The following is a 17005-nucleotide window of genomic DNA, read 5'->3' on the forward strand; positions in this document are numbered from 1 at the left end:
TCTGCGGGTTGACGTCCTGCCTTTTTTGCCTCAAGTAAGTCTCTATGAAGTTGAAGTTTGAGACAGTTTATCGCGGATTCCTCGGATTGTGTCTGTTGATGTTGTTGTGGTCGTTTTATGCGAGCGCGCAGACGAATACGAATTCACCGGCGGCGACCAATGGACTGTTCGTGACCAATGCCATCATCTACACGAACGTGGATGGCTCGACCGTGACGAACTATGTCAAGGAACCGGTTGAGAAGAATAAAGATGAGTGGGCGGAGATAACCAAGGATTTTCAGGTCACTTTCGGGCTGGACCAGTATCCCATTTTGCAAAAGGAGACGCTGGGAAATCCGCGGTGGAAATACATTGCTTCACTGATCTATATCTTTCTGGCGTTCTACATATCCAAGTTTTTGGATTTCCTGGTGGGTGTGTGGCTCAAGCAATGGGCCAAAAGAACCAAGACGCAGTTCGATGACCTGCTGCTGGAATTGCTGCAGGGACCGGTCAAGGTGGTCAGTTTCGTCATTTTCCTGCACATCGGTCTCAGTGTTTTCGAGTGGCCGGATTACATGGAGAAGATCATGTCCAAGGGGCTGCTCATTGTAGTGGCCATCTCGCTGACGTACATGGTCATGAAGTTTGTGGATCTGCTGCTGGGTTATTGGAAGCAGAAGAATCAGAACGAGTCTGACCGGACGTTCGATGACCAGCTTTACCCGATCATCCGGAAGTCGTTGAAGGTATTCATCGTCGTGGTGGCCGTGTTGGTCACATCCTCGAATCTTGGGGTGAACATCACGGCAGCCATCGCGTCACTGTCCATCGGCGGTCTGGCAATCGGCCTGGCGGCGCAAGACACCTTGGCGAATCTCTTCGGAGCGGTGGCTGTGTTCTTGGACAAGCCGTTCCGTATCGGCGATCGCATCCAGCTCGATGCGGTGGATGGCACGGTGGAAACCATCGGCCTGCGCAGCACGCGGGTGCGCAACCTGGACGGTTTTCTGGTCACGGTACCGAACAAGACGATGGGTAATGCCACAATCACCAACGTCACACGGCGAACGAATATAAAGACGGTGATGAGCATCGGATTGACTTATGACACGCCGTACGAGCGGGTCAAAAAAGCGGCGGAGATTCTGAAAGAGGTCTATACGGGGCATCAGAAGACTCAGGATGTGTGGGTCAGCTTCAACAAGTTTGGAGCCTCTTCGCTGGATATCACGGTCATTCACTGGTGGAATGATACTGACTACAAAGCCTATCTGGCCGGGATGCAGGAGATGAATCTGGAGATAAAAAGGCGCTTTGACGACCAGAGCCTGAACTTTGCCTTTCCGACGCAGACTTTGTACCTCAAGCAGGATTCCGGTTGGAAGCTGACCGGGGAAATGCCGGAGGAAAAGCCGATGGAGGTCGATAAAAAACCGAATCCGATTGGCTAAATGGCGCAGTGGGCTAAGTTGTCAGCACACAGATGGCAATACTTGAAAATCCGGCGCTGAACGCTTTTTTGGCCGCTTTGTCTGACGGGATGGTTTTTGGCGAGGTCCAGATCAGCCATCAGGGAGGCTCGTTCGAGTTGCGCCATGTGGCAGACCGTGGGGCGCGCGATTCTGCTTTGGACCGTGTGGAGATCGGGGCATTACGTGCTTTGGCGAATCACACGGGAGAAGGGAGGTTTCGTCCGCTGAAGTCAGCACCAAGTCTGCGCCGTGGCTGGCTGGCGGAGGCGGCTACGGCCGGGGAACTGGAATGCGCGCTGGCCCATCTGTATCCGGGGGCGTTGGCTGATTGGTTCATGGCAACACAACCGGAGCCGCCGGTCACGAGTTATCGCAGTTTCGTCAACCGGCAGACAGGGATGTATCGCATATCCCAGATGTTGACGGATGGGCAGGTGAGGGATCTGGCTCATGCGGGGTGTCATCGGGATGCATGCCTGAAGCGCCGGTTGTGGGGTGGTCCTGAACTGGCTGCGGACAATGCGGTTGAGAAGAGTGTCATTCCGTGCTTGGAGCCTTGTGCGGTGATGCTGGAATTTGCCCGCAAATCCATGCGGCTGGAGCAGGTGGAAAAAGCCGCGGCAAACATCTCCGAGGGGGATTTGCAAACGCTGCTGGCGGCGGTGGATATGGCTTTGGCCAACCCGGCGGCGAACGAGCGGGAAGGGGATTTCAATGCGCCGGACAATCCGCGGCGATTGAGGCGGTCGAAGATCCTGCTGGAACGTTGGCTTGCGGAAGTGCCGAAAAAGGTGGAGAAGTAACAAAGCCATGAAGCGTATCATTTTCATCGGGCAATCTCTTTTGTTGGGGATGGCTTTGTTGACGGCGCCAAGTATTCACGCGCAAGAGAAGGGCAAGGCACCGGACAAAGACAAAACGGCTGAAGCGGACAAGGCGTGGCAGGAATTCCTGAAAGAATCGCGCCCGCCCGGCGGACCTCCACCGGAGTGGAAGGGGCAACTGCCGACGCAGGAACAGATCGATGAGTATCATCGGAAGAACGGTCTGCAGACGGCGAAGGCAGCGGATCTGGCGCGGGCATTCTACGAAAAATATCCCGATCATCCGAATGCGAAGCTGGCGCGTGAGAAGGAGTACAAGCTGAATGAAGTGTCCGTGGAGCTAGGCAATACCAGTCGTGAGGCGCGGTTGCAGGAGCTCAAGACGGCGCTTATCAATTCACCTGATCTGCCGGAAGAGAAACGTCTCCAGATACGCTTGGAGCAGTTGACACGGGAGATGATCGGCAATCGAGAACTGGAGATGCCGGCTTTGCTGGAAGTGCAGGAAAAGATCGCGCGGATATTGATGAAGGAGTTTCCGGGCCGTTCGGAACCGGACAACATCCTGTTGCAGACATTCAATGGCGCGGTCGGAGAAGGCAATGTGCAGCTGGCGCGCCGACTGGCTTCTGAACTGGAAGGCAAGAAACTGGGAGTTGCCTCGCAAAACATCATGCGGGCGCAGTTGAAACGTCTCAATGCCGTGGGACATCCGTTCATCTTCATGGCTCCCGGCATCGATGGGAAAGAGATCAACCTGGAGCATATGCGCGGCAAGGTGGTGGTGCTTGATTTCTGGGCCAGTTGGTGCGGGCCTTGCATGCGGGCCATACCGGAGTTGAAGGAGATGTATGAGAAGTACAAGCCGCAGGGTTTTGAGATCATCGGCCTCAACCGGGATGAAAGCATGGAGGTGCTGAAAGAGGTTGTGGAGAAGCACAAGATACCGTGGCTGCAACATTTCGACATGGGGAATCCGGAGGGCGGTTGGGCGGCGAAGTATGGTGTGATGGCCTTCCCGACGGTGTTCCTGATAGATAAAAAAGGCATCCTGCGTGAGATCAATGCAGTGAATGACCTGGAAGAGAAGGTAAAGAAGCTGCTGGCTGAGTAGGGATGGCTTTCTGTTTGTCAGAGCCGCGGATTACGGGCTAAATCCAGCGAACTATGGATTGGCTGCACAACCTTGTGTTTCCCGGCGGCAAGCTGCTGGGGATCGAGTGGCATTTCTGGAAGGTCATCGGCTGGGTGGGAAACCTCGTCTTCTTCTCGCGTTTCATCGTGCAGTGGTATGCCACGGAAAAGAAGAAACAGGTGGTGGTGCCTTCGGCGTTCTGGTGGCTGAGTCTGAGCGGATCGCTGTTACTGCTCAGCTACGCACTGTTTTATCAAAAAGATTCCGTTTTCATCTTTGCCTACGCGTTCACGTGGATTCCTTACATCCGGAATCTGATCATCCATCGTCGTCATAAGAAGGCGCACCTAAACTGCGCGGAATGCGGGACATTATGCCCGCCCAAATCCAATTATTGTTTTGATTGCGGCGCACCGCTGCTGCCTGAGCAGGAGCGTTCCGCGGCAAAAGCGAGCTGACCGATGCGCATCCTGCTGGTCAATGAAAGTGCCCGTTGCCACACCGGTGGGGCGAATCGTGTGGTGGTGGAGACACTGGCGTTGCTGGTGGGCGGAGGGCATGAAGTGGCCCTGGCTTATTGGGATGGGAAAGGCAGCGAGGTATCGTGCCCAGTCTATCGTTTTTCCATCGATGTGACCGATAGTGTCTTGCGCGGGCGTTGGGAGGAGATACTCAGGGACTTCCGACCGGACATCGTGCAAGTGCATCAGATGGATCATCCGTTTTTTCTCGAAGAGGCAGGACGCTCTGTGCCGTATGTCCGGTTTCTCCATGACCAGAGCTGGTTTTGCTCGGGAGGCGACCGGATGTGGCGCGGCTTTAAGGCATGTCACCGGCCACATGACGCATTGTGTTTCTGGCATCATTACGCGAGCGGTTGCGGTGGCAAGAATCCGAAAGGGAACTGGGAACGCTGGCAACGGGTGCAGCAAAATTTCACCTTTGGGCGGCAGCAACATTTTCAGGTGGCGTCAGAATTCATGGCCCACGGACTGCTGGAGAACGGTATCCCACGCGAGGCCATCGATGTAGTGCTGCTGTATGCGAAAGAGCCGATGGTAAAAGCGGCAACGGTTCCCGGACGCATCGTGGCGGCATCGCGGCTGGTGAAGGCCAAAGGCGTTCATCTGTTGGTGGAGGCGATGGCGCATCTGCACGAGCATAATTGTTCCCTGGTAATTTGCGGAGATGGTCCTGAGCGTGAGGAGTTGGAGGCGCTGGCGAAGCAATCAGGAGTAAATGAGCGTATCCAGTTTCTAGGAGAGGTTTCGCCGCAACAGGTGGATGAGCAGATCGCGAAGGCAGAATTGGTGGTGACTCCCACCTTGCGCCCGGAGCCATTTGGATTGATCGGGCCGGAGGCGATGGCCCATGGAAAAGCGGTGTTGGCTTTTGATGGCGGGGCGACACCTGAATGGTTGCAAAATGGCGTAAATGGGGTCATGCTATCTCTGCGGTCGGTAACTGAACTAAACGCTGCACTTTCAGCCCTGTTTAAAGACCGGTCGCAACTGCAAGCCATGGGAAAGAATGGGCATCAAATGTGGAGGGAGAAGTTTTCCGAGAAGGCATATTTACACAGGCTGCTCGATTCTTTCGAACGGCTCATACAAAAACACGGTCACAAGAAGTGAACCGAGAAACAGTCGCTAAACATCTGCAAAGGGAACAGTTTAAGCTGGAGAAATAGAAAGCATAAATCGCCGGTTAAACTGGAATTTACGGGGAAAAAGAAGCACGTTAAAACTATGAAACTAATCCTATCAACGCACAACGTGACGCTTACCAAAGCTATCGAGGACCATATCATGGACCGCATCGACAAGCTGGAGCATCTGGACCGGTGGGCGATCAACGCGCGTGTGATCCTGGAACATGACAACACCAAGACGGCGGATGACAACTATACTGTCTCCATGCGCCTGATGGTGCCAGGACCGGACCTGTTCGCGGAAGATACGGAAAGCGATCTGTATACCGCGATCGATATGGTGACGAAAAAGATCGAACAGCAGATCCGCAAACGGCAGGGCAAACGCAAAGATCGCAAGCAATCCCAGGCCTCGCGCGGCAAACGCGCACGGCAGGAAGCGGCCCTCAAGTAAGGCGCATAGAATAGATTCCGATGTTTAAATCCAGCCTGCGCTGCATTATCGTCAGCGCGGGCTGATTTATTTTCCATGCTGTTACGTGCGCGCATATTGCTGCCGGTGACTGCTCCGCCGATAGAAAACGGCGGAGTGCTTGTGCGTGACGGAAGAATCGTCGCATCAGGAAGATGGCCGGAGGTTTGTGCGCTGGCATCTGGAGATGAGATCATCGATCTGGGCAATGTCATCTTGATGCCGGGATTGGTGAATGCCCATGCGCATCTGGAATACACCGGCTTGGCCGGGCAATTCAGCGGTGCGAATGGTTTCACCCAGTGGGTGCGGGACATCAATGCGAGCAAGCAGAAGTTCAATCGTGATACTGCGACGGAGCAATGGCTGACCGGAGCGGCGATGCTGGTGGATAGCGGCACGACGACGGTGGCGGATGTGCAGACGCGGGTGGGCACAGAGACGGCAGATCCCAAGCTGACAGCCTTGCGTGTAATGCCTTTCATCGAGATGACGGGGGTGATCAGCCGTCGTGCGCCAGTTGATCTGCTCACGGAAGCGGACACATTTTTAAAAGGCGGAGGTGGTTATTCGCCGCATTCTCCTTATGCCACGATGCCGGGTTTGCTGGAGCTGACGGCGACGCAGGCAGCGGAAAACGGGCGGGTGGTGATGATCCATGTGGCGGAATCGGCTGATGAATTTGAGATGTTCACGCAGCGGTGCGGGCCGTTGTATGAGCTGATCGCCTCGCTGGGGCGGCCGATGGAGGATTGCGATGGGCGCACGCCGTTGCAGCAGGTAGCAAAGAGCGGGCTGTTGCAAAAGAAAACGGTGCTCGTGCATGCCAATTATCTTACGGATGACGATGTGGTCCTCACCGGCAACAGTGGAGCGAGTGTGGTGCATTGTCCAAGTTCGCACGCCTTCTTCGAGCACGAGGAGTTTCGTTGTTTTGATCTGAAACGGAGCGGTGTGAACATCTGTCTGGGCACGGACAGCTTGGCCACGATGAATCCAGAAGGGGGGCGCGCGCCGGAATTGAACATGCTGACGGAGATGCGCCGCTTCCGGCTGAAGCATATGGATTTGATGGCGCGCGATGTCCTGGCCATGGCGACGGTGAATGCGGCGCGAGCATTGGGAGTGGCGAATGATTTGGGGAGCTTGCAGGCGGGAAACAAGGCAGATGCCATTGCGATCCCTTATAACGGAGGTCTGAAGCTGGCGGAGGAATCGATTTTGTCCTCGGATGCACGGGTGGAAGCGAGCTTCATCAATGGACGTCGAATCAAGTAATGAGAGTATGAGTGAAACGATTTCCAAACGGGTGGCTTTGATCACGGGTGCTGCTGGCGGATTAGGTGCCGCAGTGGGGAAGGAATTGGTGTCGAGCGGTTGGGAAGTGGTGGCGGGATGGAATCGAAGGGCGGTGACGGAAGCCGGGGGGATGCACCCGGTGGCTTTGGATGTGACAAATGCCGAGAGTGTGTCGAAGGCGGTGGAGGAGACTTTGAAGCGATGTGGCAAAATCGATCTGCTAGTGAACAATGCGGGAGTGACGGTGAACCAGATGCTGCCGCAGACTTCAGAGGAGGATTGGAATCGCGTGATCGATGTGAACCTGCGAGGAGCGTTTCTTTGCTCCAAGGCAGTAATTCGTGGGATGTTCAAGCAGCGGTCCGGTCATGTGATCAATATTTCGAGTTTTGCGGCGCGTTCGGGACCGCGTGGACAGGCGGCATATGCGGCGGCGAAAGCGGCGTTGATCGGATTCACGCAATCGATGGCGAAAGAGTGCGGGGGGCGTAATGTGCAGGCGAATGTGATTTTGCCCGGGGTGCTGCCGACTGGGATGACGGAGGGGCTTCCAGAGGAAGTCATGAAGGCGTTTGCGGAAGCGAATGCGCTGGGGCGGATCAATGAAGTAGAGGAAGTGGCGCGGTTCATTGCGAATCTGGCGGAGATGAAGAACGTTTCAGGGCAGGTTTTCCAGCTCGACAGCCGCATTGCACCTTGGACGTGAAACCGCATAATGGCCGCACCGTGGCGTCGCGAAAACATAATCTGTCCGGTGCGCTGGATGAACAGCTTGATGAGATACTCGAGCTGGGCCTGATGCGGAATCTGCGTGAAGTGGATTCGCCGCAGGGCGTGACTGTGCAGGTGGAGGGCAGCGAGTGTCTGAATTTTTCCTCCAATGATTATCTGGGGCTGGCGAATCATCCTTTACTTAAAGAAGCGGCGATCAAGGCGATCGAGAAGTATGGTGTCGGCTCGGGGGCTTCGAGGTTGATCTGTGGGAATATCCGGCCGCATGTGGAGCTGGAGGAGGCGATTGCCGCGTTCAAGGGAACGGAAGCGGCGCTGGCATTTTCATCCGGTTATGCAGCGGCAGTGGGGACGATCAGTGCCTTGCTCGGTCGCGATGACATTGTGGTGTTGGATAAACTGTGTCATGCGAGCCTGATTGACGGAGCGCGGTTGAGCGGGGCGAAGCTGCGTATCTTTGCGCATAATGATCTGCAGAAGCTGGAGACGATTTTGAAGTGGGCGACGCGTCCGCAAGGTGAAGGGGCGCAGGCGCGGCGCATTCTGGTGATCACGGAGAGTGTGTTCTCGATGGATGGGGATATTTCGCCGCTAAAGAATGTCGCAGAGCTGACACATCAGTATGGCGGGTGGCTGATGGTGGATGAGGCGCATTCGGTAGGGTTATTCGGTGAACAACGGCGGGGATTGGCAGAAGCCTTCGAGATGCATGATGACATCGATATTCATTTCGGTACGTTGGGCAAGGCGGTTGGGGCTTCGGGTGGTTATGTGGCGGGGAATGCGACACTTATTAATTTCCTCATCAACAAGGCGCGCAGTTTTATTTTCTCCACGGCACCTTTGCCCGCAGTGGCTGCAGCGGCTACGGCGGGGATTCGGTTGATTCAAAGTGAAGAGGGTGAGCATCGGAGACAGCGCGTGTGGTCGTTGATTGATCATTTGAAATCGGAATTGCTGGAACGCGGCATCACGCTACCTCCGACGCAGAGTGCGATTGTGCCGATTCTTTTGGGGCAGGAAGACAGGGCACGCAAGGTGGCGGCGGAGTTGTTGAAGCGCGGCATCTATGTGCCGGCCATCCGTTATCCGACGGTGGCGATGGGGAAGGCGAGGTTGCGTGTTTCCATGACGGCGAATCATGAAGTGGAGCAGATTCAGCAGCTTTGCGTTGTGCTGGCGGAGACGTTGAATAAATTTCCTGAAGCATGAGCACGCCTGCCAAACTTGATCAGCAATATGTATGGCATCCGTTCACGCAGATGCGTGACTGGCTGCGTATGGAGCCGATCGTGATCGCGTCGGGCAAAGGTGCGGTGCTGCGTGATACGAAGGGGAGGGAGTATCTGGATGGCAATGCGTCTATCTGGACGAATCTGCACGGCCATGCGCATCCGAAAATCAATGAGGCAATCAAGAAGCAGCTTGGGAAGATCGCGCACAGTTCGGCTCTAGGACTGGCGAATCAACCGGCATCGTTCTTGGCGGAGCGATTGGTGAAAGCGGCGAACACGGGGGTGAACGGAGCGAGCAAGCACTTCGCGAAGGTGTTTTATTCGGACGATGGGTCGACGGCGCTCGAGGTGGCGTTGAAACTGGCGTATGAATTCACGCGTCGCTCGGGCAAGAGCAAGCAGCCGAAGTTCATATCGCTCGAAGGGGCGTATCACGGAGACACGGTGGGGGCGGTGAGCTTGGGGCACATTGATTTGTTTCATAAGGCTTACAAGGGGTTGCTGTTTTCGGCGGATAAGTTGAAGGCGCCGTATTGCTATCGTTGTCCGTTCAACAAGGCGAAGCCGGAGCGGGCGGATGCGCGGACATATCGGAAGTGCAATTGGGAGTGCACGAAGCAGGCGGAGAAGGTTTTTTCAGCGCAGAAGAAAAAGGGCAATGCATATGCGGGGTTTGCGTTTGAACCTTTGATGCAAGGGGCGGCGGGGATGATCGCGCAGCCTTCGGGATGGTTGAAAACGGTGACGGATATCGCGAAGGGGCATGGGGCATTGCTCATCGCGGATGAGGTGATGACGGGGTTTGGACGCACGGGGATCAGTTGCCGCGTGCATCGGGAGGCAATCATCCGGGCGGAGAAGCGGCCGGTGAGCAAGACGCTCTTCGCGTGTCAGCGACCTGAGGTGGAGCCGGACTTTCTGTGTCTCGCGAAAGGGCTGACGGGTGGTTATCTGCCGATGGCGGCGACGTTGACGACGCAAAAGGTGTTCGATGCTTTCTTGGGTGAATATCACGAGTTCAAGACGTTTTTTCATGGGCATAGCTATACGGGGAATCAGTTGGGTGCGGCGGCTGGATTGGCGAGCTTGGATCTGTTGGAGACGGAGAAATCTTTGCGTGAGCGGGCGGTCTTGCAACAGACGATGCATGAGGAGTTGAAGGCGTTGTGGGCATCGCCGTATGTGGGGGATGTGCGGCAGGTGGGGTTGGTGGCGGGGATTGAGTTGGTGAAGGATTGGCGCACGCGGAAGCCGTTTGAGTTGAAAGAGCAGGCTGGGATACGGGTGTGTCAGGCGATGGCGAAGCGGGGGGTGTTGACGCGGCCGATCGGGAGTGTGATCGCGTTGATGCCGCCGTATTGCATGAAGCCAGCGCAGGTGAAGCGGATGGTGGCGGTGTTGCGCGAGGCGATCGAAGAAACTTTTCCGAAAGCGAACGGGTCATGAGCGAGCCGAAGAAGAAAGCGAAGAAAACATCGTGGACGATGGCGGAGTGGCAGAAGCGATGTGCGTGGTGCACGAAGATCATCAAGGCCAATGATCCGGTATTCGGCATCAGCATCAGTTTGCGTGCGGAGGCGTTCAAGGAATTCACGCCGGGGAGCGTGCAACCGTTGCTGCTATTTTCTGCGGGCAAGACTGTGGCGATGATGGTGGTGACGGAGGATTCTCCAGCGAAGAAGGCGGGGAAGGATGCGATGTTTCAGCTTTGCTCGGAGGAGTGTGCGCAGAAGTTGCAGGTGGCGTTGCAGCAGGAATTGGGATGATTTTCGGGCGTTTTGCACGTTTTGCTTGCGGTGACTTTTTTGAAAGTCCATAACGGCGGTTACGGTGGCAACTGTGTGCAGGTTCCTGTTCACTGCAAACAAGGTTGCCGCCAAAAACCTGTTGTTATTTGCATGATCCAAGCAAGCAGCTCGCCCATCGGAGATGAGGGACTCTCTCACGAGACATTAAGAGCTTCATCGCCGGTAGAGGATTATCTGACCCGATTGCAGCAGTCCTTCGCAGAGGTACGGAGCGGAGCGGTGGCGACATATATCCCTGAACTGGCTAAAGCGAATCCTGAGTGGTTCGGCATCTGCGTCGTCACCGCAGGCGGAAATGTCTATGAGGTGGGAGACAGCGGTCAGCATTTTACCATCCAATCCATCTCCAAGCCGTTTGTGTATGGGATGGCCTTGGAGGACAACACCCGAGCGGTAGTGATGTCAAAGGTGGGAGTCGAGCCTACGGGTGATGTGTTCAATGCGATCAGCCTGGAGCAGGGAACGGGCAGACCGCGTAATCCGATGATCAATGCGGGGGCGATTGCCACGGCTGGTCTGATCGCGGGCAAGACGCAGCAAATACGATTTCAGCGGATCTTGCAGACATTTTCTGCGCTGGCTGGGCGGGAATTGTCATTGGACGAAGAGGTTTACCGTTCGGAAAGCGAGACGGGACATAGAAACCGGGCGATCGGTCATATGCTGAGAAACTTTGACATTCTCACTGAGGCACCAGAGCCCGTTGTGGATTTATATTTCAAGCAATGCTCGATCTCGGTGACATGCCGTGATCTGGCTATGATGGCAGCGACGCTGGCGAATCGCGGAGTGAATCCCGTGACCGGGAAGCAGGCGATGCGTGGTGAATATGTGGAGAGTGTGCTGAGTGTGATGGGTTCTTGCGGGATGTATGACTATGCGGGTGAGTGGATTTACCGAGTCGGCATGCCGGCCAAGAGCGGGGTGGCGGGCGGGATCATCGCGGTCTTACCGGGGCAAATGGGCATCGGAGTGTTCTCACCGCGATTGGACGAGCACGGCAACAGCGTGCGGGGGATCAAGGTCTGTGATGCGATTTCACGGCATCTGGATTTGCATCTGTTCAACACGCCATCGATGAGCAAGTCGGTGGTGCGGTTAAAATTTAATGGTTCGGAAGTGAATTCGAGCCGGGTCCGGACGAAGGAGGAGACGTTGCTTTTGCGGGAACACGGTCGGGGCATCCAAATATACCAATTGCAGGGGCACCTGATGTTTGCCACGGCCGAAGTGTTTGTGAGGAGCGTGGTGGATTCGATGGCGACACTGGATTATCTGGTGCTGGACTTCAAACATACGTTGAGCCTCAACGAGAGTGCGAGTCATCTGATCTACGATGTGGTAGTGAAGCTGGCTGCTGCCGACAAGACGGTGATCTTCACCAATACCGCAAAGGTCCCGGGATTGCGGCGTTACATGCGAATCAAGCTGAAAGAGCGGTTTGAAGCATTGTACCAGACTTTCAGCGATGTGGACCCGGCGTTGGAGTGGTGCGAAAACCAGATACTGAGCCAGTATCTGCCCGTGTGGTCTTCGGAGGTGACGGAGGAAGCAGAGGAGTATGAATTGTTTGAGGGGCTGAAGGGTGAGGAGAAACGCTTGGTGAAGGGATTGCTACAATCCAAGCATTATGCGAAGGGGGAGATCATCGTGCAGTTCGGGGAGGCGGCGAAAGAACTGTTCTTTTTGAAGTCCGGCAGTGCCAGTGTGACGGTCACCTTGGCCAGCGGCGTGCAGAAACGGATCGCCACGTTCTCGCCCGGCATGGCGTTCGGAGAGATGGCATTGCTGGATGGGGCGCCGCGGTCGGCGGTGGTGGTGGCGGACACCAAGGTGATATGCGAACTGCTGACATTGGGGGATTTCGAGGCATTGGGCGAGACGCATCCGGCCATCAAGATCAAGTTGCTGAAGAACCTGGCACTGGGACTCTGCCGCAAGTTACGCAAGGCGAATCGCGAGATCAGTGTGTTTGACTATTGATGGTGAAGTGAGGCGATTCACGGCTTGCAGTTCTTTCTCCCCAGCGCAAGACTCGCTGCATCATGAAATCTCCAGTGCTGCTTTGCACAATTTTGCTGGCCGCTTCATTTTTGCATGCGGCTGATGCACCGAAGGCCTCTTCACCAGATGACCAATACAAGAAGCTCACGCCGGACTCCATGGAGCAGCCGGGTGTGCCAAAGGGGAAGGTCACGGAATACGAGTGGAACGACAGCAAGATTTACCCTAATACGGTGCGAAAGTATTCTGTGTATGTCCCGGCACAGTATGATGCGAGCAAGCCTGCGTGTGTGTTCGTCTGCCAGGATGGCGTGATGTATAAGGCGCCGACGGTGTTCGATAATTTGATACACAAGAAGGAGATGCCGGTGACGATTGGTATCTTCATCCGGCCGGGTGACAGGCCGATGAAGCCGGGTGAACCGCCGCGCAAGCGTCCGGATGGACGTCCAGCATCCGCTACGAATCGCAGCACGGAATATGACACGTTGAGCGATGTGTATTCCAAGTTCCTGCTGGAGGAGATCCTGCCGGAGGTGGGCAAGAAGTATAATCTGACGAAAGATCCGGAAGGCCGATGCATCGCGGGCAGCAGTTCGGGTGGCATCTGTGCGTGGACGGTTTGTTGGGAGCGTCCGGATCAGTTCCGCAAGTGCTTTACCACAGTGGGCAGCTTTACGAACATCCGTGGGGGGAACAAGTATCCTGAACTGGTGAAGAACACGGAGAAGAAACCGATCCGTATCTTCCAGCAGGACGGTTCCAATGACATCGTGAACCAGTTCGGCTCCTGGCCGGAGGCGAACAAGGCGATGGCGGCAGCGCTGAAGGAGAAGGGGTATGACCACAAGTTTGTCTTTGGCGAAGGTGTGCATAGTGCGAATCATGGCACGCAACTGTTCCCGGAGGCGATGAAGTGGATGTGGCGGGACTATAAGAAATAAGGGCGGATTTGGCTGAATGGGAAAACTTGGAGCGCGTCGAATTTGAATAATTCGACGCGTTCTTTTTAGGACATATAGGACTTATGCGACATATATTGCTGGCGATTGCTTTGACGGTTTTGGGAGGTTTTCAGGTTTCGGCGGCTGAACTTAAGACCAAGAATGTGATCTATATCACGTTGGATGGATTGCGCTGGCAGGAGGTGTTCACGGGAGCGGAAGAGCAGTTGCTGACGAAGGAGAATGGCGGAGTGCGGGACACGAATGCGGTGCGACAGGCGTATTGGCGGGAGACGCCGGAAGCGCGGCGCGAGGCGTTGATGCCGTTTCTCTGGGGCGTGGTGGCCAAGCAGGGACAATTGCTCGGCAATACGAACAAGGGCAGTGCGGTGCGGGTGACGAATGGGATGAATTTCTCGTATCCGGGTTACAACGAGTTGCTATGCGGGTTTCCTGATCGACGGATCAACAGCAATGCGAAGCGGCTGAATCCGAATGTGACGATGCTGGAATGGCTGAACGGCAAGCCGGAGTTCAAGGGCAAGGTGGTGGCGTTCACGTGCTGGGATGTGTTCCCATATATCATCAATGTGGAGCGGAGCGGATTGCCGGTGTATGGGGATGTCGAATCGTTTCAGAAACTACCAGCCGGTGGAAATAATGATGTGTTGAAGCAGTTGGCGAGCGATACTGTGCCAGTGTTCAAGGGCGTGTTGCCGGATTCATTTGTGTATCACGCAGCGGTGGAGAACCTCAAGACGCAGAAGCCACGGCTGATGTATCTTTCATTTGGCGATACGGATGATTGGGCGCATGAGGGGCGGTATGATCTGGTGCTGGAATCGGCGCGGCTGGCAGATGGGATGATCCGCAAGTTGTGGGAGACAATCCAATCGCTGCCGGAGTATAAGGACAAGACGACGATTGTGATTGCGACGGATCATGGTCGTGGTGGCGGGAAGAGTGATTGGAAGAATCATGGCGCGGCGACGATCGGGGCGGATCATATCTGGCTGGGAGCTCTCGGGCCGGATACGCCGCCATTGGGTGAGCGGACGAATATCAGCAATGTAGGGCAGAACCAGATCGCGGCGACGGTAGCGGCGTTCTTGGGGAAGGATTATTGCGCAGAGGTGCCGCAGGCGGGTCGGGTAGTCGAAGAACTGATTAAGCGGAAATAGTTTACCACGGAGACACGGAGGGCTCAGAGAAGGGATTTTTAGAGCCACAGCCCCGACTAAAGCTGGGGTGAAATTAAACACGGATCACACGGATAGGGGAAGAAAAGTATGCGGATTCGATTCGAGGACGACGACGAGAACGAGGACGATTACGATGGGATAGATGGTTGGTTGGTTGGTCACTTTAGGCGGTAGTGGCCGGTGATGGTGAAGCCGAACAGGAGGTCTTCTTCTTGGGTGCCGGAGCCGATATTGTGGATGATGAGGGGAATGCCTTTTGAGCTCCGACGATCGGAGACGAGGCCGATGTGGGTGATACCGTTGCCGAGGTCCCAAGTGACGATGTCGCCGGGGAGATAATCAGCGGGCTTTTGGGTGATAGTCTGTGAATAGCCTTTGCGTTTGAAATAGGTCATCAGGTTGGGGACGCGGCGGTGGTCGATGTTTTTATCGGGCTTGGTGAGGCCCCATTTCTTTGGGTAAGCGGAGAAGTTCGCGCGCATGTCTTCGTGGACTTCTTTTTGGAGATCGAGGGATTGCTGGCGCAGGGCGCGGATGATGACATCGGTGCAGACGCCGGTTTCCTTGGGGACATCGCCGCCGGGGTAGCTCAGGGTGCGGTAGGCAGGGTCGTAGGATTTGGTGATGCCGATCTGGGAGCAGGCGGAGGTGACGAGTTTTTGGGCATTGATTTCGGCGAAGCAAAGTAGCGGGAACAGAAGCAGGAAACATCCAACACCGGTTGCACCGGTTGGCCAAAACATCGAACGCTGAACATCGAGAGAGGGAGCACCCCTCATCCTCAATCCTTCTCCCCTCCGAGGGGAGAAGGAGGATTGGACACGGCGAACGTCAGCAAACTCTGATATAAATTGAGAAAGCAGATGCTTCGGCGGCGGCGCGGTGAGGACACCGCGCCCTACCAGCTTGCGCAGATGTGACAGAGCTTTTGCGATCCATGGTCTATTCGCGTTTGGAGTCATACCAGATGTCCAGGTCTTGGCGGTGTTGGAGGCCCTTGGGACCTTTTGCACCGACTGTAAACAGGGTGCGGAGGAAATACCAGAGGGAGTAGGTGCGGGCTTTGCGTCCGGAGGTGAGGACGGTTCCAGCGAGGGTGATGCGACCTTGTTTTTTCAGGGCGGAGACGAAGATGGCGTCTTCGGCGGCGTAGTAGGTTTCGTTGAAGCCACCAGTGGCGATGAAGGCGGCGCGGGTGCAGAAGAGTGATGAGCCGCCGGGTTGTCTGAGGAGATGAATGCCGAGCCAGAAGATGGGGTAGCCGAAGTAGAACCATAGCGGGAGCGGTTTATCGAAAGCTGGGATGCCACCGCCACCAACTCGGCCTTTTTCCAAAGCCTTTAGGGCTGACTTGAGATAGCGTGGGTTGATGAGGGTGTCGGCGTCGATGAAGAAGAGGATGTCGCCTTGGGCGGCGCGTCCACCGGAGTTTCGAGTGGCGGCGATGTGGCGGTGGGTGACGTTAAGGACTTTGGCTCCGTGTTGCTCGGCAAGTTGGGCGGTGTCGTCCGTGGAGGCATCGTTTACGACGATGATTTCGTAGGGTTGATCCAATGATTGAGCGGATTGGCGGATGGCTTGTATGCAGGCGGCGATGGATCTCGCTTCATTGTGGGCGGGGATGATGAAGGAGAGCATGGTATGGATAGGGTAAAGCGGTGGTGGACACGCCGCAAGATGCGGCTTAACCCGCACACTAGGAAGCGTGCGCTACGAATGCTTGTGCGCGTCTCTTACAGCGATCGAATACCTGTCTTAACTGGTTTCTCGAAGCAGAGGCTGACGGGGTCGCCGATGTAGCGGCCGAAGGCGGGGATGCGGTGAAAGCCGTAGCGTTCGTAGAGGGCGATGGCTTCGGGCTGGCGGGTGCCGGTTTCGAGGCGGATGGTTTGGTAGCCCAGAACACCAGCGAGTTTTTCGAGTTCAGTCAGTATCGCGCGGCCAAGGCCAAGGCGGCGCGCTGAGGGTGAAACGTAGATGCGACGGAATTCGGCTGTGTTGGTATACAAGGGGCAGAGGGCACCGCACCCGACAGGGTGGCCATCGCGAGTGGCGAGGACGAAGGCATGGCGCGGTTGGAGGAGTTCAGCGGGATTGAAAGAGTCGGGTTCGCCTTCACCCATGTCAGCGTAGCGTTGAGCGATGTCGGCTGAGAATTCAGCGAGCAAACGGGTGGCGGTTTCGCTGAGCGGGTCGGCGGTTTGGATGGTGATGTTTGCAGGGGTGTTCAATGGATTGAAAA

17 protein-coding genes are annotated in these 17005 nt (G+C 55.7%); 14 read left to right on the top strand and 3 right to left on the bottom strand.

The window, feature by feature from the left end; all coding sequences use genetic code 11:
• Positions 1-44 precede the first annotated feature (44 nt).
• The 14 genes from VGH19_10990 (at position 45) to VGH19_11055 (ending at position 14742) form a co-directional block, all read left to right on the top strand.
• On the top strand, positions 45-1436 hold the full coding sequence (locus tag VGH19_10990; protein HEY1171885.1) for a mechanosensitive ion channel family protein: 1392 nt from the start codon (positions 45-47) through the stop codon (positions 1434-1436).
• A gap of 32 nt (positions 1437-1468) precedes the next feature.
• Positions 1469-2260 (top strand): DR2241 family protein, encoded by a 792-nt coding sequence (locus tag VGH19_10995; protein HEY1171886.1) that lies wholly within the window; start codon positions 1469-1471, stop codon positions 2258-2260.
• A gap of 7 nt (positions 2261-2267) precedes the next feature.
• Positions 2268-3395 carry a TlpA disulfide reductase family protein gene (locus VGH19_11000; protein ID HEY1171887.1) on the top strand — a complete coding sequence of 376 codons (1128 nt, stop codon included), beginning with the start codon at positions 2268-2270 and terminating at the stop codon, positions 3393-3395.
• 53 nt (positions 3396-3448) lie between these two features.
• Complete coding sequence (locus tag VGH19_11005; protein HEY1171888.1) at positions 3449-3874, top strand: lipid-A-disaccharide synthase N-terminal domain-containing protein; 426 nt, start codon at positions 3449-3451, stop codon at positions 3872-3874.
• A 3-nt stretch (positions 3875-3877) separates the two neighbouring features.
• Positions 3878-5050: a glycosyltransferase family 4 protein gene (locus VGH19_11010; protein HEY1171889.1), complete on the top strand. Its 1173-nt coding sequence runs from the start codon at positions 3878-3880 to the stop codon at positions 5048-5050.
• 114 nt (positions 5051-5164) lie between these two features.
• The gene (raiA, locus tag VGH19_11015) at positions 5165-5521 is read left to right on the top strand and encodes a ribosome-associated translation inhibitor RaiA (protein HEY1171890.1); all 357 of its coding nucleotides are present in this window, start codon (positions 5165-5167) and stop codon (positions 5519-5521) included.
• Between the two features lie 75 nt (positions 5522-5596).
• A complete protein-coding gene (locus VGH19_11020; GenBank protein ID HEY1171891.1) occupies positions 5597-6817 on the top strand; it encodes an amidohydrolase family protein in 1221 nt (406 codons plus the stop codon).
• 7 nt (positions 6818-6824) lie between these two features.
• Positions 6825-7544: an SDR family NAD(P)-dependent oxidoreductase gene (locus VGH19_11025; protein ID HEY1171892.1), complete on the top strand. Its 720-nt coding sequence runs from the start codon at positions 6825-6827 to the stop codon at positions 7542-7544.
• Positions 7545-7564: 20 nt separating this feature from the next.
• A complete protein-coding gene (gene bioF, locus VGH19_11030) occupies positions 7565-8782 on the top strand; it encodes an 8-amino-7-oxononanoate synthase (protein HEY1171893.1) in 1218 nt (405 codons plus the stop codon).
• Positions 8779-10251 carry an aspartate aminotransferase family protein gene (locus VGH19_11035; GenBank protein HEY1171894.1) on the top strand — a complete coding sequence of 491 codons (1473 nt, stop codon included), beginning with the start codon at positions 8779-8781 and terminating at the stop codon, positions 10249-10251. The genes bioF and VGH19_11035 overlap by 4 nt, the downstream gene beginning before the upstream one ends.
• Positions 10248-10571 carry a hypothetical protein gene (locus tag VGH19_11040; protein ID HEY1171895.1) on the top strand — a complete coding sequence of 108 codons (324 nt, stop codon included), beginning with the start codon at positions 10248-10250 and terminating at the stop codon, positions 10569-10571. The genes VGH19_11035 and VGH19_11040 overlap by 4 nt, the downstream gene beginning before the upstream one ends.
• 132 nt (positions 10572-10703) lie before the next feature.
• On the top strand, positions 10704-12596 hold the full coding sequence (glsA, locus tag VGH19_11045; protein HEY1171896.1) for a glutaminase A: 1893 nt from the start codon (positions 10704-10706) through the stop codon (positions 12594-12596).
• A gap of 62 nt (positions 12597-12658) precedes the next feature.
• Positions 12659-13561, top strand: a complete 903-nt coding sequence (locus VGH19_11050; GenBank protein ID HEY1171897.1) for an alpha/beta hydrolase-fold protein — start codon at positions 12659-12661, stop codon at positions 13559-13561.
• A gap of 83 nt (positions 13562-13644) precedes the next feature.
• Positions 13645-14742 carry an alkaline phosphatase family protein gene (locus tag VGH19_11055; protein ID HEY1171898.1) on the top strand — a complete coding sequence of 366 codons (1098 nt, stop codon included), beginning with the start codon at positions 13645-13647 and terminating at the stop codon, positions 14740-14742.
• A gap of 179 nt (positions 14743-14921) precedes the next feature.
• Here the strand turns inward: VGH19_11055 and VGH19_11060 are convergent, their stop codons facing one another.
• From VGH19_11060 to VGH19_11070, 3 genes are all read right to left on the bottom strand, one after another.
• The gene (locus VGH19_11060; GenBank protein HEY1171899.1) at positions 14922-15506 is read right to left on the bottom strand and encodes a DUF1287 domain-containing protein; all 585 of its coding nucleotides are present in this window, start codon (positions 15504-15506) and stop codon (positions 14922-14924) included.
• Between the two features lie 199 nt (positions 15507-15705).
• Positions 15706-16401, bottom strand: a complete 696-nt coding sequence (locus tag VGH19_11065; GenBank protein HEY1171900.1) for a glycosyltransferase — start codon at positions 16399-16401, stop codon at positions 15706-15708.
• A gap of 95 nt (positions 16402-16496) precedes the next feature.
• Positions 16497-16994 carry a GNAT family N-acetyltransferase gene (locus tag VGH19_11070; GenBank protein ID HEY1171901.1) on the bottom strand — a complete coding sequence of 166 codons (498 nt, stop codon included), beginning with the start codon at positions 16992-16994 and terminating at the stop codon, positions 16497-16499.
• Between the last annotated feature and the right edge of the window lie 11 nt (positions 16995-17005).

It is taken from the genome of Verrucomicrobiia bacterium (assembly GCA_036405135.1).
Lineage (GTDB): Bacteria > Verrucomicrobiota > Verrucomicrobiia > Limisphaerales > JAEYXS01 > JAEYXS01.